The organism is Caulobacter segnis (assembly GCF_031454995.1).
Lineage (GTDB): Bacteria > Pseudomonadota > Alphaproteobacteria > Caulobacterales > Caulobacteraceae > Caulobacter > Caulobacter segnis_E.
Map to the genome: position 1 here is coordinate 210335 of NZ_JAVDRV010000003.1, position 22521 is coordinate 232855.

16 protein-coding genes, 2 tRNA genes and 1 pseudogene are annotated in these 22521 nt (G+C 66.1%); 12 read left to right on the top strand and 7 right to left on the bottom strand.

Going from position 1 to position 22521, the window contains the following annotated elements:
- Window positions 1-20 precede the first annotated feature (20 nt).
- From J2728_RS13245 to J2728_RS13270, 6 genes are all read left to right on the top strand, one after another.
- Window positions 21-1688, top strand: a complete 1668-nt coding sequence (locus tag J2728_RS13245; protein ID WP_309999795.1) for a GMC family oxidoreductase — start codon at window positions 21-23, stop codon at window positions 1686-1688.
- A gap of 13 nt (window positions 1689-1701) precedes the next feature.
- Window positions 1702-3240, top strand: coding sequence for an acyl-CoA synthetase (locus tag J2728_RS13250; RefSeq protein WP_309999796.1), 1539 nt, complete (start codon window positions 1702-1704; stop codon window positions 3238-3240).
- 274 nt (window positions 3241-3514) lie between these two features.
- Window positions 3515-4849 carry an Nramp family divalent metal transporter gene (locus J2728_RS13255; protein ID WP_309999797.1) on the top strand — a complete coding sequence of 445 codons (1335 nt, stop codon included), beginning with the start codon at window positions 3515-3517 and terminating at the stop codon, window positions 4847-4849.
- Window positions 4850-4904: 55 nt separating this feature from the next.
- Window positions 4905-5354: a MaoC family dehydratase gene (locus tag J2728_RS13260; protein ID WP_013080433.1), complete on the top strand. Its 450-nt coding sequence runs from the start codon at window positions 4905-4907 to the stop codon at window positions 5352-5354.
- 83 nt (window positions 5355-5437) lie between these two features.
- A complete protein-coding gene (locus tag J2728_RS13265; protein ID WP_309999799.1) occupies window positions 5438-5755 on the top strand; it encodes a DUF1272 domain-containing protein in 318 nt (105 codons plus the stop codon).
- A gap of 2 nt (window positions 5756-5757) precedes the next feature.
- The gene (locus J2728_RS13270; RefSeq protein WP_309999800.1) at window positions 5758-6228 is read left to right on the top strand and encodes an OsmC family protein; all 471 of its coding nucleotides are present in this window, start codon (window positions 5758-5760) and stop codon (window positions 6226-6228) included.
- Between the two features lie 36 nt (window positions 6229-6264).
- Here J2728_RS13270 and J2728_RS13275 read toward each other — a convergent pair whose 3' ends face one another.
- The 3 genes and pseudogenes from J2728_RS13275 to J2728_RS13285 all read right to left on the bottom strand — a co-directional run bounded on the left by J2728_RS13275 (window position 6265) and on the right by J2728_RS13285 (window position 9440).
- Window positions 6265-8166: a CocE/NonD family hydrolase gene (locus J2728_RS13275; protein WP_309999802.1), complete on the bottom strand. Its 1902-nt coding sequence runs from the start codon at window positions 8164-8166 to the stop codon at window positions 6265-6267.
- Between the two features lie 164 nt (window positions 8167-8330).
- A pseudogene (locus J2728_RS13280) lies at window positions 8331-8533 on the bottom strand (CsbD family protein).
- A gap of 58 nt (window positions 8534-8591) precedes the next feature.
- Window positions 8592-9440, bottom strand: coding sequence for a trypsin-like serine peptidase (locus J2728_RS13285; protein ID WP_309999803.1), 849 nt, complete (start codon window positions 9438-9440; stop codon window positions 8592-8594).
- A 135-nt stretch (window positions 9441-9575) separates the two neighbouring features.
- Between J2728_RS13285 and J2728_RS13290 the strand changes: the two genes are divergently transcribed.
- The 3 genes from J2728_RS13290 (at window position 9576) to J2728_RS13300 (ending at window position 14201) form a co-directional block, all read left to right on the top strand.
- Entirely contained in the window at window positions 9576-11765 is a 2190-nt protein-coding gene (locus J2728_RS13290) for a S9 family peptidase (protein WP_309999805.1), read from the top strand.
- Window positions 11762-12319: a GNAT family N-acetyltransferase gene (locus tag J2728_RS13295; RefSeq protein ID WP_309999806.1), complete on the top strand. Its 558-nt coding sequence runs from the start codon at window positions 11762-11764 to the stop codon at window positions 12317-12319. Before J2728_RS13290 ends, J2728_RS13295 begins: the two co-directional genes overlap by 4 nt.
- Window positions 12320-12434: 115 nt before the next feature.
- Window positions 12435-14201: an ATP-binding protein gene (locus J2728_RS13300; RefSeq protein ID WP_309999807.1), complete on the top strand. Its 1767-nt coding sequence runs from the start codon at window positions 12435-12437 to the stop codon at window positions 14199-14201.
- Window positions 14202-14419: 218 nt separating this feature from the next.
- Here the strand turns inward: J2728_RS13300 and J2728_RS13305 are convergent, their stop codons facing one another.
- Both J2728_RS13305 and J2728_RS13310 read right to left on the bottom strand, forming a co-directional pair.
- Window positions 14420-14848, bottom strand: a complete 429-nt coding sequence (locus tag J2728_RS13305) for a Ros/MucR family transcriptional regulator (RefSeq protein WP_309999809.1) — start codon at window positions 14846-14848, stop codon at window positions 14420-14422.
- Window positions 14849-15451: 603 nt separating this feature from the next.
- Window positions 15452-15525 (bottom strand) — tRNA-Gln (locus tag J2728_RS13310).
- 165 nt (window positions 15526-15690) lie between these two features.
- Here J2728_RS13310 and J2728_RS13315 point away from each other — a divergent pair.
- Window positions 15691-15767 (top strand) — tRNA-Pro (locus tag J2728_RS13315).
- Window positions 15768-15942: 175 nt separating this feature from the next.
- A complete protein-coding gene (gene sppA, locus J2728_RS13320; RefSeq protein WP_309999810.1) occupies window positions 15943-17727 on the top strand; it encodes a signal peptide peptidase SppA in 1785 nt (594 codons plus the stop codon).
- A 358-nt stretch (window positions 17728-18085) separates the two neighbouring features.
- Here the strand turns inward: sppA and J2728_RS13325 are convergent, their stop codons facing one another.
- Window positions 18086-21214 (bottom strand): TonB-dependent receptor, encoded by a 3129-nt coding sequence (locus J2728_RS13325; protein WP_309999811.1) that lies wholly within the window; start codon window positions 21212-21214, stop codon window positions 18086-18088.
- A gap of 701 nt (window positions 21215-21915) precedes the next feature.
- On the opposite strand from J2728_RS13325, the gene J2728_RS13330 reads away from it, so the two are divergent.
- The gene (locus J2728_RS13330) at window positions 21916-22323 is read left to right on the top strand and encodes a TIGR01244 family sulfur transferase (RefSeq protein ID WP_309999812.1); all 408 of its coding nucleotides are present in this window, start codon (window positions 21916-21918) and stop codon (window positions 22321-22323) included.
- Between the two features lies 1 nt (window position 22324).
- Here J2728_RS13330 and J2728_RS13335 read toward each other — a convergent pair whose 3' ends face one another.
- Complete coding sequence (locus tag J2728_RS13335; protein WP_309999813.1) at window positions 22325-22471, bottom strand: hypothetical protein; 147 nt, start codon at window positions 22469-22471, stop codon at window positions 22325-22327.
- Window positions 22472-22521: the final 50 nt, after the last annotated feature.

The window sequence follows — 22521 nt, forward strand, 5'->3', positions numbered from 1 at the left end:
GCAGTGAAGGGAGAGAGACGATGACCGGGATCATCGAGGCCGACTACGTGATCGTGGGCGCGGGATCGGCGGGCTGCGTGCTGGCCGCCCGGCTGTCCGAGGGCGGCAAGTTCAAGGTCGTGCTGCTGGAGGCCGGCGGCGACGACCGCCCGACCAAGAACCTCTCGCAGTTCGCCTCGAACCTGATGATCCACATCCCGGTCGGCTACTCGTCGACGCTGAAGGATCCCAAGGTCAACTGGCTCTACACCACCGAACCCGACCCCGGCACCGGCGGCCGCAGCCACGTCTGGCCGCGCGGCAAGGTGCTGGGCGGCTCGTCCTCGATCAACGGCCTGCTCTACATCCGCGGCCAGCACGCCGACTATGACGGTTGGCGGCAGCTGGGCTGCGCCGGCTGGGGCTGGGACGACGTCGCGCCCTACTTCCGCCGGGCCGAGCACCAGGAACGCGGGGCCTGCGACTGGCACGCCACGGGCGGGCCGTTGAACGTCTCGGACGTGACCACCAAGCATCCGGTGTCGGACGCCGTGATCGCGGCCTGCGAGCAGGCCGGCATCCCCCGCAACGACGACGTCAACGGCGGCGCCCAGGAAGGCGCGACCTACTACCAGCTGACGGTCAAGAACGGCCAGCGCTGCTCGGCGGCGGTGGCCTATCTGCACCCGGCGATGAACCGCCCCAACCTCCAGGTCGAGACCAACGCCCTGGCCGGGCGGATCCTGTTCGAGGGCAAGCGCGCGGTTGGCGTCGAGTTTCGCCAGAACGGGCAGAAGCGCGTGGCGATGGCGAGAGCCGAGGTCATCCTGGCCGGCGGCGCGATCAACTCGCCCCAGCTGCTGCAGCTGTCGGGCGTCGGTCCCGGCGAGCTCCTGAACCGCCACGGGATCGAGGTCGTCGCCGACCTGCCCGGTGTCGGCGAGAACCTGCAAGACCACTACGTGATGAGCGTGCGCTATCGCCTGAAGGCGGGCGTGGTCTCGGTCAACGAGCAGAGCAAGGGCGGCCGCCTGGCGGGAGAGGCCCTGAAGTACCTCTTCCAGCGCAAGGGCCTGCTGACCCTGTCGGCCGCCCACATCGCGGCATTCTGTAAATCCCGTCCGGATTTGGCGGGACCGGACATCCAGTTCCACATTCTGCCAGCGACCATGGACCTCGATAAGCTGGTCAACGAACAGAAGATGGAGCTGGAGGCCGCGCCGGGCCTGACCATCGCCCCGTGCCAGCTGCGCCCGGAAAGCCGCGGCCATATCCGCATCAAGTCACCGGACCCCAGCGTCTATCCCGCCATCTTCGCCAACTATCTGGCCGATCCGCTGGACCAAGAGGTCGCGGTCGCGGGCCTGAAGTGGGCCCGCAGGATCGGCGAGGCCCCGGCGCTTTCGCCCTACGTCGACCACGAAATGGACCCCGGCGCGGCGGTCGCCAGCGACGCCCAGTTGCTGGACTTCGCGCGCCTGGCGGGCTCGACCATCTATCACCCGGTCGGCACCTGCCAGATGGGCCACGGGCCGATGGCGGTCGTCGACGATCAGCTGCGGGTGCGGGGCCTGGAAGGCCTGCGCGTGGTCGACGCCTCGGTCATGCCGCGCCTGGTTTCCGGCAACACCAACGCCCCCACCATCATGATCGCGGAGAAGGCCTCGGACATGATCCTGGGTCGCGCCGCCCTGTCCGCCGCCGCCTGATCGGGAGACGACGATGCACCCCTTCCACCACGCCCAGAACCAGGCCGACAAGCCCGCCTACATCATGGCAGGGTCCGGCGAGACCGTGACCTACGGCCAGTTGGACGCCCGATCGAACCAGGGCGCGCACCTCTTCCGGTCGCTCGGTCTGCGGCGCGGCGACGTCATCGCCCTGATGATGGAGAACAACGCCCGCTACTTCGAGATCGCCTGGGCGGCCCAGCGGGCCGGGCTCTACTTCGTCTGCGTCTCGACCAAGCTGACGGCGGCCGAGGCCCAGTACATCCTCGAGGATTGCGGGGCGAAGGTCTTCATCACCTCGCCAGCCATGGGCCCGGTCATCGACGAGATCGCCAAGGCGCTGCCCAGCCTGACGCTCTACGCCGTCGGCGGCGCGCACGGTCCCTACGCCGACTTCGAGGCCGCCCGCGCGCCGATGCCGACGACGCCGATCGCCGACGAGAGCGCGGGCTCGGACATGCTCTATTCGTCGGGGACAACCGGCCGCCCCAAGGGCGTGAAGCCGGCGCTCAGCGACCTGCCGATCGACGCGCCGCACGCGCTGCAGATGATGGCTCAAGGCCTGTTCGGCTTTACCGGCGACAGCGTCTATCTCTCGCCCGCGCCGCTGTACCACGCCGCCCCGCTGCGCTGGTGCATGGTCGTCCACAAGCTGGGCGGCACGGTGATCGTGATGGAGAAGTACGAGCCGGAAGCCGCGCTCGCCCTGATCGAGAAATACAAGGTCACCTGTGGCCAGTTCGTGCCGACCCACTTCGTGCGGATGCTGAAACTGCCCGAGGACGTCCGGGCGAAATACGACGTCTCATCGATGAAGTCGGCGATCCACGCCGCCGCCCCCTGCCCCGTGCCGGTCAAGGAGCAGATGATCGCCTGGTGGGGCCCGGTGATCTACGAGTACTACGCGGGCACCGAGGGCAACGGCTTTTGCTGGATCAACGCCGAGAACTGGCTGAGCCACAAGGGCAGCGTCGGCCAGGCGGTGCTGGGCGAGCTGCGCATCTGCGACGAAAACGGCGACCCGCTGCCGCCTCGCACGGAAGGTACGGTCTACTTCGCCAACGGCCCCGCCGTGAACTACCACAACGCCCCGGAGAAGACGGCCGAGAGCTACAACAAGCACGGCTGGACCACGCTAGGCGACGTGGGCTGGGTCGACGAGGAGGGCTACCTCTACCTGACCGACCGCAAGAGCTTCATGATCATCTCGGGCGGGGTGAACATCTATCCGCAAGAAATCGAAAACTTGCTGATCACCCATCCCAAGGTCGCCGACGCCGCCGTGGTCGGCGCGCCGTGCGAGGAGATGGGCGAGAAGGTCGTGGCGGTCATCCAGCCGATGAACTTCGGCGACGACCAGGTTACCCTGGCCGAGGAGCTGATGACCTTCGCCCGCGCCAACCTCAGCCACGTGAAGTCGCCGCGCCGCATCGACTTCATGGCCGAACTGCCCCGGCACCCGACCGGCAAGCTCTACAAGCGGCTGATCCGCGACGCCTATTGGGGCAAGGGCGAGAGCCGGATCGTCTAGCCGGTGATGGACGGCGTCTGAAGGGTCAGGCGCGCTAGCCCCGGCGCATTCGTCCGCCGGGGCCGCCGCTGGGATACGCGCGGACTCGCCGGGGACCGGGGAGACGCGGGGCGAGCTTGAATGGAAGGTTCCAGCGCCGCCGCCGTTCCGGCCTGTTCCCTGGCCGGCGCAGGAAATCGGCGGGCGCGCTAAATTCGCCTCCTAGGCGAGCAGTCTCGCCTAAGTTCCGGGCGATGGGCTGACAAGCTTGGCGACGCGCCCCTAACTAGGCCGCATGTTCGCCGCCCTGCTCGACCGCCTCCCCAAGACCGCCACCGCCCCGTTCTGTCCGTCGGAGGTGCGCGGCGCGGTCGCCGTGCCCGACGGCCTGCCGACCTGGAAGCGGATGCTGCGGGTGGCCGGGCCTGGCCTGCTGGTCAGCGTCGGCTACATGGACCCCGGCAACTGGGCCACCGACATTGAGGCCGGCGCCCGCTACGGGACCTCCCTGCTATTCGTCGTGGTGCTGTCCAGCCTGGCGGCCATCGTGCTGCAGACCTTGTCGATGCGCTTGGGCCTCGTCACCGGCAAGGACCTGGCCCGCATGTCGCGCGACCAGTTCGGGCCGCGCGCCGTCAAGGTCCAGTGGTTGCTGGCGGAGCTGGCCATCATCGCCTGCGACATTGCCGAGGTGCTGGGCACGGCCCTGGCCTTCAAGCTGCTGCTGGGCGTTCCGCTGTGGGGCGGCGTGCTGCTGACGGCGCTGGACACAATCATCGTGCTCGGCCTGAAGGGAAAAGGCTTCCGCCAGCTGGAAGCCATCATCCTGGGCCTGATCTCGACGGTCGGGATCTGCTTCCTGGTCCAGCTGATCCTGGCCCCGCCAGACGCCGGCGAGGTGGCGCGCGGCTTGGTCCCGTCGCTCGACGCGCTGCAGCAGGGCAACGCCCTGTACCTGGCGATCGGCATCCTGGGCGCGACGATCATGCCGCATAACCTCTATCTGCATTCCTCGATCGTGCAGACGCGATTGACGCCCGCCGACGAGCCGGGGAAGCGGGCGGCGATCCGGCTCTCGACGATCGACACCGTCGTCTCGCTGCTGCTGGCGCTTTTCATCAACGCCGCCATCCTGGTCCTGGCCGCCTCGGCCTTCCACGGTTCGGGCCTGACCGAGGTGGCCGGCATCGAGGAGGCGCACCAGCTGCTGGCGCCCGTCACCGACGGCGCCCTGGCCGGCGTGCTGTTCGCCATCGCCCTGTTCGCCTCGGGCCAGAGCTCGACCTTCACCGGCACCATCGCCGGCCAGGTGATCCTGGAAGGCTTCCTGAACTTGAAGATCCCTTGCTGGCAGCGGCGGCTGATCACCCGGGGCCTGGCCATCGTCCCGGCGCTGATCGGCGTCCTGACCCTGGGCGAGCACTCGGTCGGCAAGCTGCTGGTGCTGACCCAGGTGGTGCTGTCGGCCCAGCTGCCCTTCGCCATCTGGCCGCTGCTGCGCTTCACCGACGACAAGGCGCTGATGGGCGCGTTCGCCAACGGCTGGATCACCAAGGCGGTGGCCTGGTTCCTGTTCGTGGTGATCTCGGCGGCCAATGTCTGGCTGGTCGTGAGCACCTTCTCCGGTTGACCTGAGCGGCGCGGGCTGGTCTCTATCCAAACAAATGTTTGGGAGAGAAATCGCCATGAAGGAAGTCGCCTACGCCGACCTCGCCGGCCTGGTGGGCCAGGAGCTTGGGGTGTCCGACTGGGTCGAAGTCACCCAGGAGCGCGTGAACCTGTTCGCCGAGGCCACCGGCGACCACCAGTGGATCCACGTCGACGTCGAACGCGCCACGAAAGAGATCGGCGGCCCGATCGCCCATGGCTTTCTGACCCTCTCGCTGATCCCGATGCTGGGCGCGGGCATCCTGCGCGTCACCGGCGTCACGCGTGGCATCAACTACGGCTGCGACAAGGTCCGCTTCACCGGCATGGTGCGGGTCGGCAAGCGGGTGCGCATGCGCCAGAAGCTGGTCAGCGTCGAGCCCAAGGCCGGCGGCCTGCAGATGAAGAACGAGTGCACGATCGAGATCGAGGGCGAGGAACGTCCCGCCTGCGTCGCCGAGACCATCTCGGTCATCTACGGGGCCTGAGGCCCGTCCGAAATCGAGGGATCACCGTCATTTCTCCCAGTGGCCGTTCGCGCTAGCGAGCGGACCACCGCTGGGAGATTGGCATGCTCGAACTCCGCCCCAACTGCGAACTGTGCGATCGCGACCTGCCGCCGAACACGCTGGACGCGCGGATCTGCAGCTACGAGTGCACCTACTGCGTCGCGTGCGCCGATGATGTACTGAGGAACGTCTGCCCAACCTGCGGCGGCGGCTTGGCGCGACGGCCTATCAGACCGGAAAAGGCCTACCGGCATCCGGACATTTCACTGGGCCTCCTCTTCCATCCGGCCAGCCAGACGCGCAAACACAGCCGTTGGAACCGCGAAGAGATCGCCGCGATGACCGCGCGGCTGAAGGACGTCCCGCCGGAGGAGCGCTGACCATGGCCAAGCAGCACGACTACACCAGCCTGATCGAATGGACCGGGGATCGCGGCCAGGGCACGCGGACCTACAAGGGCTATGACCGCACCTGGGAGGTGCGCACGCCGGGCAAGCCGCCGATCGCCTGCTCCAACGACCCGCTGTTGGGTGGCGACCCGACCCTGCACAATCCCGAGGACCTACTGCTGTCCTCGCTGAGCGCCTGCCACATGCTGTGGTACCTGCACCTGGCGTCGAACGCCGGGATTGTCGTGCGCGGCTATCGCGACCAGCCGCTCGGCGTCGGCGAGAGCACGCCGGACGGCGCCGGTCGCTTTCTGCGCGCGACGCTGCGGCCTCACATCGTCGTCGAGCATGGCGCCGACCTCGCCAAGGCCGACGCCATCCATCACGAGATCCACAAGGTCTGCTTCATCGCCCGGTCGGTGAACTTCCCGGTCGACTACGCGGCCACCTACGAGGAGGTCTGAGGCGCTCTAGGCGCCCGACCTCCCCGCCCCCGAACCCTACTTGGCCGGCACGACCGGCAGCTCGACATAGGACGCCTGGCCCGCCGCGTGGTAAACCGCGTTGCGGGCGACCACGAAGCTCGCTTCCTGCTCGTTGTCGCCGCCGGTGTTCAGGTTGCGGACGAACTTGGGGAAGTTCGACGAGGTGATTTCGATGCGGATCCGGTGCCCCGGCAGGAAGGTGTTGCTGGTCGTGATTGGCGTGGGCTTCACGACGCTGACCGCGCCCGGCGCCAGCATCTTGGGCTTGTCGTAGCCGTCGCGATAGCGAGCGCGCATGATGGTGTCGCCGATGATGTAGGCCGTGCCGTCCGGCGCCACATCGACCAGCTTGACCGCGAAGTCCGTGTCCTTGGCGTCCGAGGACACGTGCAGCACCGGCCGCACGAAGCCCGTCACCTCCATGGCCTCGGTCAGGGGCTCGCTTGTGTAGACGAGCACATCGTCGCGCGCCTCGATCGGGCGTTGGTCGAAGGCGCCGGCGATCACCAGGCCGCCATTGCAGCAGTCGCCGCCGCCGATGGTCTGCACCGGGTTGGCCGGGTCATAGACATAGCGATCGGGCTTCTCGCCGGCGGCGGGCGCGGCGGTCGAGAGCTTGCCGTCGCCGTTCAGGCTGTTGGCGCGGCCGCTGGAGCGCAGGTAGAAGCGCACCGTCTTGGCCTGCTGGGGCGGCCATTGGGCGCTCTCGCGCCAGGCGTTGGCGCCCATCGAGTAGTAGCGGACCGGCGGCGTCGAAGCCGAGAACGCGGCCGCATCGCCCTTCAGCCAACGGTCGAAGAAGGCGTAGACCTCCTTCTCGGCGTCGAAGTCGATCGACCCCAGCGCCCGGTCGCCGGACTTGTAGGGGCCGCTGAGGACGCGGGAATTGAAGCCGCAATGGTTCGACGGCGTCACGACCACATACTGGTTGGCGCTGGCCTCCTTGTCGGAGTTCACCGTCCGGGCGTGGTTGAACAGGGCCATGTTCGGCCCGATCGACACGTCGTACCAGGAATTGAACCACAGGGACGGCACGCCCCAGCCCATGTCGTCGTGATAGAGGCCACCCTTGCGCCAGGCCGGGTCGGCCGGCCCCTTGCGGTTGATCAGCTCTTCGAACGTGCCGGTCGGCTCGCCCAGGTCCTTGAGCATGTCGGCCACGGGCAGGTGACGGATCTGCTTGGGCCAATCCACGACGGGCTTGTTCGGCGCCAGGTCGTTGTAGCGGGCGATCCGGGCCATGGTCGGCTGGTCGAGGCCCTTGGGCGGCTGCGGGTTCAGCGGATTGTCGACGCCGTAGAGCCACACGAAGAACAGGTTGCGCGGCACGCCGCCGGTGTACCAGTTGCCCTGCTCCTCGAACTCGCCGACCTTGCCGATGCCGGCGCCTGAGGCCATAGGGACCATGGCCGCGTGGGCGGGGTGGTTCTGTGCCGCCAGGGCCAGCTGCCACTCGGCCGAGGACGAGCAGCCGCGCGTGCCGACCTTGCCGTTCGACCAGGGCTGCTTGGCGATCCAGGTCAGGGTGTCGTAGCCATCGGTCTGGGGCTTGCCGAGGATCTCCCAGTCGCCTTCGGAATAGAACCGGCCGCGCTCGTTCTGCAGCACCAGCGCATAGCCGCGCTTGATCGCCTCCAGGGCGTTGCGGCCGCCGCCGACCTTGTAGGACAGCTCGTTGTAAGGGGTCTTGATCAGGATGGTCGGCAGAGGCCCCTTGGCGCCCTTGGGCCGATAGACGTTCGTGGCCAGACGCACGCCGTCGCGCATCGGCACCATCTCGAACATCGTGACGTCGGCCTTCGCGGCCAGCTCCCGCTCGATCGCGGCGTCCGAAAACTGGGAATAGTCCTGGGCCCAACTCGGCGACGCCATCGCCAAGATCATGACCGCCGCACACGCCTTCGCGGAAATACGCATCCTCACCCCTCCCATAACGCACGCCCAACAACCAAACCGGCGGGGGGCGCTCAAGCCACTTTTGCCGCGTATCGGAGGGGCAGCTTCGACGGCAAGGCAAGCGCCAAATCAGGGCCCACGACAGCAAAACGGCCGCCGGATCGCTCCGGCGGCCGTTTCGTCAGTCATAGGACGGGGTTCAGCGCTTGATCGCGTCGCCGATCTTGTCCTGGGCCTTACCGACCTTGTTCTGGATGTCGCCCTTGGCCTTCTGGGCCGCGCCCTCGGCTTCGAGGCGTTCGTTGTCGGTCATCTTGCCGACGGATTCCTTGACGGCGCCCACGCCCTTATCGACGGCGCCTTCGACACGATTGGTGCTCATGGCTATCTCCTGCGGTGGTGTTGTGGTTGCAGGAGAAACGGCCAGCGCCAGGGTCTGTTCCGAACTAGTGGGACGCGCCCATCGCCATGGCCGATACGGCGACGGCCGGTGTCGCGCCGGGCATGGCGGGCTCGGGTTTCGGCGCCCGCGCCTGGGTGACCGTCGCGCCAGGGACATTGTCGAGCAGCGTCAAGGTTTCACGGATGAACTTGGCGTGGGTGACGATGCCGATCTCCAGGCGCTCGCCGGAGAGCTCGACCTGCTGGGTCAGCAGACCCGCCACGAACTGGACCTCCTGGCTCTCGCTAGCTCCCGGCCGACGACGCGCGCCCTCGGCCATGAAGACGGGCCCGCCCGAATTGCCGGGGAACACCGAGAAGTCCATCAGGAAGGTCGGGAAGTTGGTGGCCGGCGCCAGCGGATACGAGGCGACGCGGCCCGACCGTAGAATGGGGAAACCCGCCGGATTGGCCGACAGCCCGCGCGGAAAGCCCAGCGCCATCATCTCGTCGCCGGGACCCAGGTTGTACTTGTTGAAGGTGTCGTCCTGGGCCAGGTAGTTCAGCGGGATCGCCGCCTTGGCGAACTCGGGCGGAGCCTCGACCACCATGACCGCGACGTCGCGGGTCGGGTGCTTGGTCCACAGCGGATGGTCGCCGTCGCGGATCTTCAGGGACTCCGGATCGTAGCGCCAGACGCCTTCGGAGCCCTGGATGCGGTAGCCGATCCGAGCCGACATCGACGGCATCTTCTCGAGGACGTGGGCGGCGGTGACCAGGATGGTGCGCGGCTTGCCGTCCGGCGTCGGGTCCGACACCAGGAAGCCCGTGCCAACCGTGCGCGAGCCATCGCCCAGCGGTTGCTCCAGTTGCACCGTCGCCTTGATCAGGTCGACGGACAGATCCCACGCCATGTCGCCCCCTTCGTTACGCTTACAAAAAACTCATGCGCCCGACCGCTTCGGGAGTTTGACCACAGGTTTTTCGCACCGCAAGTTGTCGTTCTGCCGCGGTCGCGCGTTGAGCAGGGTTACGGGGAAATTTCTCGCATGAATCGCCGCCAGATGATGACGAGCGCCGCCGCCGCGCTTACCTCGTCTTCCACAGTCCTTCCTGGAATAGCTTTCGGATCACCCATGTCCTCATCCGCCGCCCGCCCCACGCCTCCGGTCGCCAAGAAGACTCCCAAGACGATCGAGCAACTGGGCCGCGCGCGGACCGACGACTATGCCTGGATGAAGGATGACAACTGGCAGAAGGTCCTGCGCGACCCCAGCTTGATCAAGGCCGACGTCAAGGAACACCTGACGGCCGAGAACGCCTACACCAAGGCCATGCTGGGCTCGACCGACGCTCTTCAACAAAAAATGTTCGAGGAGATGAAGGGGCGGATCAAGGAGGACGACGCCAGCGTCCCGGCCAAGGACGGTCCCTTCGAGTACTACACCCGCTATGACAAGGGCGCGCAGCACCCGATTCACGCCCGCAAGCCGGTGGCCGGCGGCGCCGAGGAAGTCCTGCTCGACGAGGAGAAGGAGTCCAAGGGCAAGGCCTTCTACCAAGTCGGCGCGGCCACCCATTCGCCGGACCACAAGCTCTACGCCTTCGCCGTCGACGAGCAGGGCTCGGAAGTCTATCGCATCCAGGTCAAGGACCTGGCGACCGGCAAGGTCCTGGAGAGCCCGGTCGACAGCACGACAGGCGACTTCTGCTTCTCGCCCGACAGCCAGTGGCTGTTCTGGACCTTCCGGGACGACAACGGCCGTCCGGCCAAGATCTATCGCCGCCCCGCGCGGGGGACGGCCAAGGACGACGTGCTGATCTATGACGAGCCCGACGAAGGCTTCTTCATCGGCGTCGGCGCGACCAGCTCCGACAAGTACGTCGTCATCTCGTGCGGCAACCAGGAGACCAGCGAGGCGCTGATCATCCCGGCCGCCGATCCGACCGCCAAGCCGGTGATCTTCCACCCGCGCGAAGTCGGAGTCCGCTACGAGGTCGAGCATTGGAACGACCACTGGGTGATCCGCACCAACGCCGACGGCGCGGTCGACTGGAAGCTGGTCACCGCCCCCGAGGCCGCGACCGGCAAGGCGAACTGGAAGGACTGGATCCCGCACCAGCCGGGCCGCCTGATCTCCGGGACCATGGCCTTCAAGCGCTGGTTCGTGCGCCTTGAGAAGGTCGACGCCCTCAACCGCGTCACCGTCACGGCCCAGGACGGGGCCGAACATGTCATCGGCTTCGACGAGGCGGCCTACGCTCTGTCACTGGAGGGCGGCTACGAGTACGACACCGACACCGTCCGCTTCGTCTACAACTCGATGACCACGCCCCGGCAGTGGTTCGATTACGACATGAAGAGCCGTCAGCGGACCCTGCGCAAGACGCAGGAAATCCCCTCCGGCCACGATCCGTCGAAGTACGAGACCCGCCGCCTGAACGCCAAGGCCGCCGACGGCGCCGAGGTGCCGATCTTCGTGCTGATGAAGAAGGGGACCAAGCTGGACGGCTCGGCGCCGCTGCTCCTGTACGGCTACGGCAGCTACGGCATCGCCATGGAGCCCAGCTTCTCGATCCGCAACTTCAGCCTGGTCGACCGCGGCTGGATCTGGGCCACCGCCTGCCCGCGTGGCGGCTCGGAAAAGGGCTGGGGCTGGTTCCTGGACGGCAAGAAGTTCAAGAAGAAGAACACCTTCACCGACTTCATCGCCTGCGCCGAGCATCTGCACGCGGCGGGCTACGGCAAGCCGGCCAGCACGGTGGCCTATGGCGGCTCGGCCGGCGGCATGCTGATGGGCGCGATCAGCAACATGCGCCCGGACCTGTTCGCCGGGATCATCGCGGCGGTGCCGTTCGTCGACGTGCTGAACACGATGAGCGACACCACCCTGCCGCTGACCCCGCCGGAATGGCCCGAATGGGGCAATCCGCTGGAGGACAAGGAAGCCTACGACTACATCGCCAGCTACAGCCCCTACGACAATGTCACGGCAAAGCCCTATCCGGCGGTGCTGGCGACGGGCGGCCTCTCGGATCCCCGGGTGACCTACTGGGAGCCGGAGAAGTGGACGGCCAAGCTGCGGGAGCACACCACCAGCGGCAATCCCGTCCTGCTGAAGATCAACATGGACGCCGGCCACGGCGGGGCCTCGGGGCGGTTCGACTTCCTCAAGGAGATCGCGCTGGACTACGCCTTCGCCGTCTGGGCGGTGGACAAGGGCTGGACCAAGGCGTGAGCGGGACGGTCATCATCCGCCCCTCCGCCGACGCCGACGTCCCCGCGATCACGGCCATCTACGGCTGGAACGTCCTGAACGGCTTCGGCACCTTCGAGGAGACGCCGCCCGACGCGGCGGAGATGGCGCGGCGGCGCGAGGGCTTCCTCGCGCGCGGCATGCCCTATCTGGTCGCCGAGCTTGACGGCAAGGTGGTGGGCTACGCCTACGCCGGCCCCTTCCGGCTGCGGGCGGCCTACCGCTACACGGTCGAGGACAGCATCTATGTCTCGCCGGACGCGGTCGGGAACGGCGTCGGACGAGCCCTGCTCCAAGCCCTGATCGACGCCTGCGAAGCCCTAGGCCTGCGACAAATGTGCGCGGTCATCGGCGACAGCGGCAACACCGCCTCGATCGCCCTGCACACCGCCCTCGGCTTTGAAAAGAAGGGCGTTTTCCCAGATATGGGCCACAAATTCGGCCGTTGGCTGGACTTGGTTTGGATGCAGAGGCCCCTGAACGGCGGCGGCGCGACGCCACCCGACGCGCCTGGCATGTCGCTCAGCGGTGTTTGAGTCGTTTTCGAAATAAAGCTTAACCTAGCCCTGTATATCCTCACCCGGAGGCCAGTGAGGACAGGGATTGCAAGTCAAGGACGCCAGTTCCGATCGGCGAGCGGAAGTCGCGCTGATGCGCGCTTACGTGCCGATCGTGCGCGGGTACCTGATCGCCAGCGCGGTCTATTACGCGCTGATCAGCCTGTCTCATCCCTTTTACGAGAAGGATCTCTATCTTCTGATCCTTCAGGGGTTGTCGGTCGCCGCCTGCCTCTACGGCTTCGGCGCCTGGTGGGCGCTGGGCCGCGGCCGGATCGTCGGCCTGGGGCTCGAGGCCGTGGCCCTGGGCATGAACGCCCTGTTCCTGTCCAACGTCCTCGCCTACCAGATCCTGCATTTCGAGCCGATGAAGCTCGTCTATTTCGTGCTGATGGGGCTGGTCTTCGCCACCTCGGCGCCCTCTCGGCGGGTGGCGCTGGGCAGCGTGAGCGCCGCGGTGATCGGCCTGGTGTGGATGGCCCAGAAAGCGCCGGGCGACACGATCAACAACTACGCCTTCGTCGGACTGGCCGGAGCGTTCGCGGCCTTCGGCATGTCCACCCTGATGCGCGGCGTCGTGCGACGCGAAGTCCGCGCCCGCCTGGCTAGCGAGGCGCTGAACGCCGACCTGCAGCGCGAGCTGACCGAGAACCGCCGCCTGAAGACCGAGGCCCAGGAACTGGCTCTCGCGGCCGAGACAGCCAACCGCGCCAAGACCGAATTCCTGGCCACCATGAGCCACGAGATCCGCACGCCCCTCAATGGCGTGCTGGGCATGGCGCAGATCATGGCGGCCGGAGAGCTGACGCCCGAACAGCGCCGACGCTTGGATACGATCACCGCCTCGGGCCAGACCTTGCTGAACGTGATCAACGCCATCCTCGACATTTCGAAGGTCGAGGCGGGCAAGATGGAGATCACCCCGGCGCCGTTTGATCTCTCCGCCCATCTGGACGCCCTGCGCCAGCTCTATGGCGGCCTGGCTCGCGACAAGGACCTCGAGTTCAGCCTGGAGATCACCAGCCAAGCCCAGGGTTGGCGTCTGGGCGACTCCGACCGTCTGCGGCAGGTGATGTCGAACCTGATCGCCAACGCCATCAAGTTCACCGACGCCGGCGCCGTGCGGGTGTTCGTGGAGGGTGACGACAAGACCATCATCGCGCGGGTGATCGACAGCGGCGGCGGCATCCCGGAGGCGGAGCGGGACCGTCTCTTCACGAAGTTCGCCCAACTCGACAGCTCCAGCACGCGCCGCGCCGGCGGGTCGGGCCTTGGTCTGGCGATCTGCAAGACTCTAAGCGAGTTGATGGGCGGCTCGATCGCCTATTCGCACGCCGAAGGGGGTGGAGCCTGCTTCACCGTCACCCTGCCGATGCCGCGCGTGAGCCCGGCGGATGACCAGGCCCCCAAGAGCGGCATCGCCGGACCAGACGCCGCGCCATCCGACGCGCCAAGGATCCTGGTCGTTGACGACAACCAGACCAACCGCGCCGTGCTGCTGACCCTGCTTGGGCATTTGGGCGTGGCGGCCCAGTTCGCGGTGGACGGCCGCGACGCGTTGGCCATGTGGGATCGCGAGAACTGGGACGCGATCCTGATGGATATCCACATGCCGATCATGGATGGCGTCCAGGCCAGCCAGATGATCCGCGCCCGAGAAAAGGCGACGGGCCGCGCCCGCACGCCGATCATCGCCGTCACGGCCAGCGTGCTGACGCACGAACGCACCCTCTACGCCGAGGCCGGCATGGACGGGATCGTGGCCAAACCCGTCGAAATCCCTCGTCTCGTGGAAGTGCTGGGCAAGGCGCTGTCGATCGATCCCGTCGTCGATCACGCCGACACGCGCGGCGTCGCCTAGAGCCCCTTCGGAGCAGCGCGCTCCAAGCCAATTCCGCGCCTAACGCGAAAAAGGGGGCGTCGTGACGCCCCCTCTTCTTTCCCGCCGGGAAACCGTGCGACGCCTTTGGCGCCGCCGCGAGCCCTAGAGCGCCCGCTAGGCTCAAGCAACGCGCTCCAAGCCCATGATTTGGAGCGTGTCTCTCTAGCCTGGATGGCCCCATCCAAACTGGATGGGCTCTACGCCTTGCGCGAGCGCGGCGCCTTGCCCTTGCGACCGCCCTGTCCAAGGCCCAGGGCCTTGGCCATCTTCGAGCGCGCCTCGCTGTAGGCGGGAGCGGTCGTCGGATAGTCGTTGGGCAGACCCCACTTGGCCTTGTACTCGGCCACGGTCATGCCGTGGGTGGTGAGGTGGCGCTTGAGAGTCTTGTAGGGCTTGCCGTCCTCGAAGCTAATCAGGGCTTCGGGCGTGATGCTCTTGCGGATCTGAGCCGGCGTCGCCTTGGTCACGGCCTCCACGGCCGGAGCCGGCGGCGCGCCAATACCAGCCAGCGCGTCGTGCGTGGCGCGGATCAAAGCCGGAAGCTCCGAGACCGGCGTAGAATTGTTGGCCACATAATTGGCGACGATTTCCGCCGTAAGCTCGATTAGGGTCGCTTTGTCTTCCACGATCACAACTCCATTCCCCTATTGGCCCGGAATTACACCTTCGCTTGAGAAAAACAAGTAGTTCAGACCGATAAATCTGATTGATTCGTGTTAAAGCTTAGCAATCGATTGTGGATGAGCGCGTTCAACGAGGAAAGTTTCCGTCAACTATAACGCTGACGACCTCGCTCTAAGCCCGGCCCACGCGGCGAAAACAGCGTAAACGCAGGCCCATTTCGCAACCGCGAAATAGGATCATGCGCGCGAACGACGATCACAGTACGAATATCAGTCACTCACACCTTGGGCGGCAATAAACACGCGAACGTTGAATCGCGTCACCAGCACTCGCGCTCCCGTCGATTGAGATATTGCTTATCTGGATTTTGACGAGAAAGGCTCGACCATCGAAGAAGCGATTGGGAGGTGGTTCGTCACACGATCGACGCGACGAACGATGAGGCCTTGCCTGGACGCCCCCGACTTGACCGGCCCCCGACTTGAAGGAGATGCGCCGCCCCAAGCCGATGCGCGCGCCGTGGAGTGGCGCGGCGCCGCGAAGAGACAAGCCGACGCCCCGCCAAGTGAAACTCGGCGGCTCTTCAGAACTAATCGGGAAGAAAGTGGCTGGGGAACTAGGACTCGAACCTAGAATGACGGTACCAAAAACCGCAGTGTTACCATTACACCATTCCCCAGCAGGAACGGCGAGACCCGTCAGGGCCCGGCGAGGCGGTGGAGATAGCTCACGACTCGGATGGATGCAACAGGCCATTTTCGAACTTTTTTCGGGCCGTCGCGCGAACGTCGAAAAAGGCGCTTGCGCCCTCCGAAACACCCTCCTATAAGGCCGGCCTCCAAGTCGGAGTGTGGCTCAGTCTGGTAGAGCACTGCGTTCGGGACGCAGGGGTCGCAGGTTCAAATCCTGCCACTCCGACCATTTCCTCCCCGCTAGCCAGAAGCGGGAAACCTGCCGAAAAAACAGGATTTTACGGATCCGCGCCAAGGCGCCGGCCTCGGCCGCGCGCGAAGCCGCCCGGCATTGCGCGCTCTTCATTTGGAACCGTCGGCGACACCGGGTAGCTTGTGTCCGACACCTCCCAACGGGACTTCCGATGAAGCAGTTCTTTCTGACCGTCGCCGGCGTGTTTGTCGGCCTTCTGTTGTTCGTGGTCGGAGTTCCGTTCCTCCTTGTCGTGATGGCCGCCGGCGCGGCTCGCCCCGCCCCCACGCCGGCCCACGCCGTCCTGCAGTTGGACCTGCGCCAAGGCCTGAGCGACCAGGCGCCCAGGAACCCCTTCGCCTCGCTGAGCGGCGGCGGCGACTCCATCATGTCGATCATCGAGACCCTGCGGCGGGCCGAAAAGGACGACAAGGTGCGCGCCATCCTGGTGCGCCTGCCCGAGGGCGGCGTCGCGCCCGCGGCCGCCGACGAACTGCGCCTGGCCTTCAAGCACTTCCGCGAAGTCGGCGGCAAGCCGGTCTACGCCCATAGCCAGGGCCTCTATCCCTCCGGGATGGTGACCTCGACCTACATGCTGGGCGCGTCGGCCAGCGAGTTCTGGATGCAGCCCGACAGCAGCTTCCAGGCGGTGGGCGTCTCCAGCGAGTCGATGTTCTTCAAGCGCTTCTTCGACAAGTACGGCGTCAAGGCCGACTACGAGCAGCGCTATGAGTACAAGAACGCGGTCAATCCCTATCTCTACAGCGACTACACGCCGGCCCACCGAGAATCGACGCTGTCGTGGATGGGCTCGGTCTATCGGACGGCCCTGGTCAGCGCCGCCGTCGATCGCAAGCGCGACCCCGTCCAGCTGACCCGCGTCCTCGAGGACGGCCCCTACAGCGCGCAAGAAGCGCAAGCCAAGGGCCTGATCGACAAGGTGGGCCAGGTCAGCGACATCCAGGCCATGGCCCTCGACAAGGCGGGCAAGGGATCGAAGCTGATCGACTTCGACGACTACGGCTCGCGCAACAAGCCGCCGGCGGTGAAGACCGGCCCGGCGATCGCGGTGATCGGCGCCGAGGGCGCGATCGTCACCGGGACCAGTGGCGGCGGCTCGCCGTTCGGCGGCGAGAGCAATGTCTATTCCGACGACGTGGCCAAGGCCTTCCGCGACGCGACCGAGGACAAGGACGTCAAGGCGATCGTCTTCCGCGTCTCCTCGCCCGGCGGCTCGGACACGGCCTCGGAACAGATCCTGGCGGCCATGAAGACGGCCAGGGCCGCCGGCAAGCCCGTCGTCGTCAGCATGGGGACCTACGCGGCCTCGGGCGGCTACTGGATCTCCAGCCAGGCGGACTCGATCATCGCCCAGCCCTCGACCCTGACCGGCTCGATCGGCGTCTATGGCGGCAAGTTCGCGATCGGCGACGCCCTGGCCCGCTTTGGCGTCGACACCAAGCAGTTGCATGTCGGCGGCGACTACGCCCAGGCGTTCGGCTCGGGCGACGGCTTCACGCCCGAACAGCGCGCCAAGTTCGCCGGTTGGATGGACCGCATCTACGCCGGCTTCATCGCCCGCGTCGCCGAGGGCCGCAAGCTGCCCGCCGACCGCGTGCGCGAGATCGCCAAGGGCCGTGTCTGGACCGGCGAGCAGGCCAAGCAGCTGGGCCTCGTCGACGAGCTGGGCGGCTTCTACCAGGCGATCGACAAGGCCAAGGCCCTGGCCAAGCTGAACGGCGACGTGCGGCTCAAGCGCATGGATGGCGGCCAATCGCCGTTCGAGGCGCTGGAGAAGCTGCTGGGCGTCAGCGAGACCTCGATGAAGACCCTGGCGGCGGCGGCCTGGGTGCTGGGCGATCCCCGCTCGCAGGCCATCCTCGACGAAATGGTCCACGCCCGCCTGCGGGCCGCGCCCGGCGGGGCGTCGGTGCTGGCGGACACGCCGGTGCGGTAGGGGGCCGGCGCGCTTCCGAAACATCGCCTAGCGGCGAAGGCCGTCGGAGGGTCCTCCGACGGCCTTTTTGGTTTCCCACCGGCTGCCTCTCCCGACTGAGGCGCTTTCGATCCGATAGCGGTTTCCCCTATCGGGAAATACCCTGGTCCAAGCGTCGCCAATCCAGCGTCCGCCTTCGGCATTTCAGCCCACCGGGCGAGTGACGCGGGCGCTTGGCCGAGCTGGCCCGTCCCCTCTTTTGGGGGTGAAGAAGGCGATCGGCCAGAGCCGTGGCCTCCCTCCAGCCATCCATCACCGCCGCGCAAAAAAGAAGGGCCGCCCGAGGGCGGCCCTTCCGTAGTCCAAATGAAGGCTACGCTTAGAAGGCGTAGCGCAGGCCGAAGCGCACGGTGCGCGGCGACTGATAGGTACGAGGCAGGCCGTAGTAAGGAGCCCGAACGCCCTTAACGCCCGAAGCCGAGGTCCGGACTTCGCCCTGTTCAACGACGCGAGTGACCTTGTCGCCGTCCAGCAGGTTGAAGATGTCCATAACGGCCACCAGGCTGCCCTTCGTATCGCTTTCCATGATGCGATACGAGACGCTCAGGTCGACCTGGTAGTTCCAGTCCGTATGGCCCGAGGCGCCGCGAGGAGTCATGATGCTGTTGTACGAGACGTTCGGCTGACCCGCGGCAGCCAGTTGGAGCGGGATCGACGCGTTAGCCGAACCGGCGGTGCCTTTGGCCGTGCCTAGCGGGCAGTACCAAGCCGACGGCGTGCCCGAGTTCGGGGCCAGCGGATCGATCGACTGCGGCAGGTAGCCGATGCACCCATACGGACGACCCGACTGCGCCGTGAAGTTCGCGCCGATGGTCAGGCGCTCGACCGGAGCGTAGGTGCCGAACACCTTGAAGGTGTGGCGGCGGTCGTTCGGCAGGTTGCCGTAAGCGCCGACGGTGTTGGCGTAGTGGTCGAAGTCCTGGGTGATCGAGGTATCGGTCTGACCCACGTCGGACTTAACGGCGCCTTCGTAGTTGCCCTTCGACTTAGCCAGCACGTACGAGCCTTGCAGACCCCACTTGCCGTCGAACGCCCGCTCGAAGGTGAGCTGGAGGGCCTTATACTCCCGCTTGGTCTTCGGGAGCTTCATGTCCTCAGCCGTCAGGTCGATCCACTGCGGATTGTAGGCCGGATTGGCCGCCGCTCCGATCTTCGTGGTGTCGCCTTCCAGATCGATGAAGACGCGGGCGCCGTCGCCCGGATTGACCAGGACATACGGATAGACGCTGGGATCATTGCAGGTGGCGATGCTCTTACGCGCGCAGTAGCGCGAAACAGCGTCGCCGATGGCGGTATCTTCGATCGTGCTCTTGAGTTGACGATAGACGGCGCGGGCGCCGAAGGTCCAGTCGGACAGCATGCCTTCGCGGAAGCGGTGCTCGTAACCCAGGACGAACTCGCGCTCGTACATCGGCTTGAGGCCATCTTCCGTGACGGTGCGCGGGTCAGGACCACCGGGGGGGCTGTAGTAGTCGGTCGCGCCGATCTGAGCGCCAAGAACAGGATATCCGTCCGCGCTGATGCCCGTGAGCGGAGCGCAGTTGTTGGGCGCCGCGGCGGTATTGTTGCTCAGGCACGGTCCGCTACGCGTCGTCTGATAGTAGGCTTCGGTATAGACTTCACCCGACGAAGCGCGGATCGAGGTGTTGGTGGCGATCGGCAGATAGTAGTCGCCGACCGAGCCGTAGATCCGGTCGTCGCCATTGCCGGTCGGGTCCCAGTTGAAGCCGATACGCGGCGCCAATTGGTTGTCGATCTTGATGTACGACTGACCCGACGAATTCTTGTAGTTGTAGATGTCGGCGCGCAAACCCAGCTGCAGGCTGAAGTTGGGCGTCACCTCCCACGAGTCCTGAACATAGGCGGCGGTTTGGCGAGCCGTGAAGGAACCGATGTTCGCGAAGGTCACCACACCAACACAACCGAAGCTCGACGCACCGTCCGGGCAGGACGCTTGCGAGTAGGCGGTGTAGAGCGCGCCGCCCGAGTAGGCGCTAACGGCCGTTGAGGTCAGGTCCTCCCGGTCATAGCCAACGCGGAAGTGGTGGTCGCCCAGAAGCTTGAAGTAGAAGTCGCCGTCGACGCGGTATGTCTTGCGGAGATCGACGCCTTCCAGGTTGAACGGCCCGCCTTGGCGGCCGCCCGTGGCATAGCCGCCGAACAGCGCGCCCTGATCGATGATGCCCGGCACGTTGACATTCGCACCGTAGTCCTTTTGGTCGCTGCGGATACGACCATAGGTGCCCGAGAGGGTGAACCAGTCGGCGAAGACGCCCGTATACTTATAGATTTGGTTCAGACCACCGGACTTCTGGTAGTAATTGTTCAACGCCGCACCGATCGTGTAGTTCGAGCGCGCGAAGTTGTAAGGGTTGTAGTCGGTCGTCGTCGTGTCAGAGAAAATCGTGGCTTCGAGCTTGTGGTTTTCATTCAGCACGAAGTCGAACTTGCCGATCCAGCGCGGATCGTTCGACTTAGTCCGGGTAATGGTGCCGGTCGCCGTGGTCGGGTTTGCGAAGCTCGCGGCGCCCCAGCTCTTGCTCTGGCGGGCGTTGTACAGCAGGAAGAAGAAGATGTGATCTTCCATGATCGGGCCGCTGGCCCAGACCGTCTGCTCGCTCGAATCCGCCTTCGAATACTGGTTTAGGACCAGTTGACCAACCGAGTTGTTGCCGCCCGGCGCATAGGCCTCGCCGCGCTTGGCGCGCAGCGAATTCGGGGTCCAGTAGGTGCTGACGCCGCCGTGGAACTCGTTCGAGCCCGAACGGGTCACGATGTTGATGACGCCGCCGGTGCCACGGCCGAATTCGGCCTGGTAGCCACCGGTCTTCACGTCGACGGCCTGGATGGCTTCGAACGGCAGGTCCGCGTAACCTAGGAAGTTGCGCTGGTCGGTGACGTTGATGCCGTTGATGTAGTATGCGCTTTCAGCGGCCGAGGTGCCCGACAGGGTCACGGCCGACTGGTTGCGGCGCACGCCATTGGCGGCGATCGAGGGGTCAGCGATGCCCACGCCCGGGGCGAGCAGGACGGCGGCATTGATGCTGCGGCCCAGCGGCACGCGGCTGGCCAGGTCCTGCACGTCAACCACGAGACCGGTGTCGGTCTTCGAGAAGTCCTGGGTCTTGCGCGTGGCCGTGATCACCAGTTCGGAAACCGACTGGTTGCTCAGGGTGAAGGCGTAGGACGAGCTGCCCGGAGCGACCCGGATCGATTGATTTTCGAGCGTGGGGAAGCCAGCCGCCGAGATCGTGGCGCTGTAACCGCCCACGGACAGCGCCGGGATGCGGTAGCCGCCATCGGCGTCGGTCTTCGTCGTACGCGTCGAGCCTTGAGTCGAGGTCACGCTGACCGTGGCGCCCGCGATAGGCTTGCCGGCGTCGTCCGTGACGGTCCCGCTCAAGTTGCCGCTGGTGTAGTCCTGCGCCATGGCGACGGTCGGAGCCACGCTTGCGCCGACGAAAACGGCCGCGGGCGCTGCGACGACGGCAAGGCCAGCCAACAACGTCGTCGACATCAGGCGCGCGCGAGCGCCACCCTTAATGAAAGTCATTCTATTACCCCTCTGTGCGTGGCGCGGGCGGCGAGCCGGACAAGCCCCTCTAGAAACTTTGTCCCGCCCGGAGCGGAAAACCGCCGAATTGCGCCACCAGACTCCTGGTGTCCCGGAACAAAACCCCGGTTAAGGAGACGTTAGGAGGCGGCGCGCCCGAGGGTCAATTGTCATTGCAAAACTGTAATCCACATGACGACGACCTGTCGCAAATGGGCCACAGTTTGCCCCAATTTCTGGCGACCACGGCTCGACGGATGTCGCTGAACCCGCCGGAAGCGAAGAAAAATTTCCACAGCCCCTTGTTTAGGAAGAACTATTCCAGCCCAAAATACCGCCGTTAGCGCGAAGATCGGCCGCCACCGCTTGAGGCGAAGCCACGCCTGAACCATCTTGACTTGAGCAACTTTCCGCCCCGTTCGCGCCAAATTCAGGGTCTGGATTTTATATTTTTGACACAAACACCGGAAAGATAACCGTCGCGCCGCCCCCTTAGCGGGCGCCGGCTGACTGACCTGACCATTGTCTAGGCGCCGGTTGGTCGCGAGAATGTCGCCGCGACGGACGGCGTCGCGACAAGTCAGTTTGGCGGAGCCATGAGCGATTTTCGACGCGTCACCGACTCTCTTTCGGTCAGCCCTCAGGTCTCCGAGGCCGACATGGCCCGCGCCGCGGCGGAGGGATTCGTTCTGGTGATCAACAATCGGCCCGACGGCGAGGACCCGAGCCAGCCGTCGAGCGCGGCGATGGAAACCGCCGCGCGGGCGGCGGGCCTGGACTATCTCTATGTTCCCGTGCGCGGCGGGCCGACGCCGGATCAGGTCGAGACGGTGCGCGAGGCGGTCGAGGCCGCGGACGGGCCGGTGCTGGCCTTCTGCCGTTCGGGCACGCGCTCGATCGTCACCTGGTCGATCGGCCAGGCCCTGGCGGGGGCGGACCGCCAGACGCTGGTCGGGCAGGGCCTGAACGCCGGCTACGATCTTTCCGGCGTGCTGCCGGCCTAGGCTAGAAGGCGAAGGTTTCCCGCGCGGCCATCGGCGTCGGCTCGGCATGACAGCTGGCCAGGGCGAAATGCGCCAGCGTGATACAGAGGACCGCGAAGGCCGCGCGCTGGAGCCGTTTTGAAACAAAAATCGCCGTGTCCGTCACCATGGTCCGAGCCCCCGAGGATACTTGAGGGCCTCCAGCGCAAGACCGGCGCC

What these genes read in the sequence shown, in the direction of transcription:
- J2728_RS13245 (WP_309999795.1), top strand. Translation starts at nt 21, where the DNA reads ATGACCGGGATCATCGAGGCCGACTACGTGATCGTGGGCGCGGGATCG.
- J2728_RS13250 (WP_309999796.1), top strand. Translation starts at nt 1,702, where the DNA reads ATGCACCCCTTCCACCACGCCCAGAACCAGGCCGACAAGCCCGCCTAC.
- J2728_RS13255 (WP_309999797.1), top strand. Translation starts at nt 3,515, where the DNA reads ATGTTCGCCGCCCTGCTCGACCGCCTCCCCAAGACCGCCACCGCCCCG.
- J2728_RS13260 (WP_013080433.1), top strand. Translation starts at nt 4,905, where the DNA reads ATGAAGGAAGTCGCCTACGCCGACCTCGCCGGCCTGGTGGGCCAGGAG.
- J2728_RS13265 (WP_309999799.1), top strand. Translation starts at nt 5,438, where the DNA reads ATGCTCGAACTCCGCCCCAACTGCGAACTGTGCGATCGCGACCTGCCG.
- J2728_RS13270 (WP_309999800.1), top strand. Translation starts at nt 5,758, where the DNA reads ATGGCCAAGCAGCACGACTACACCAGCCTGATCGAATGGACCGGGGAT.
- J2728_RS13275 (WP_309999802.1), bottom strand. Translation starts at nt 8,166, where the DNA reads ATGCGTATTTCCGCGAAGGCGTGTGCGGCGGTCATGATCTTGGCGATG.
- J2728_RS13285 (WP_309999803.1), bottom strand. Translation starts at nt 9,440, where the DNA reads ATGGCGTGGGATCTGTCCGTCGACCTGATCAAGGCGACGGTGCAACTG.
- J2728_RS13290 (WP_309999805.1), top strand. Translation starts at nt 9,576, where the DNA reads ATGAATCGCCGCCAGATGATGACGAGCGCCGCCGCCGCGCTTACCTCG.
- J2728_RS13300 (WP_309999807.1), top strand. Translation starts at nt 12,435, where the DNA reads ATGCGCGCTTACGTGCCGATCGTGCGCGGGTACCTGATCGCCAGCGCG.
- sppA (WP_309999810.1), top strand. Translation starts at nt 15,943, where the DNA reads ATGAAGCAGTTCTTTCTGACCGTCGCCGGCGTGTTTGTCGGCCTTCTG.
- J2728_RS13330 (WP_309999812.1), top strand. Translation starts at nt 21,916, where the DNA reads ATGAGCGATTTTCGACGCGTCACCGACTCTCTTTCGGTCAGCCCTCAG.
- J2728_RS13335 (WP_309999813.1), bottom strand. Translation starts at nt 22,471, where the DNA reads ATGGTGACGGACACGGCGATTTTTGTTTCAAAACGGCTCCAGCGCGCG.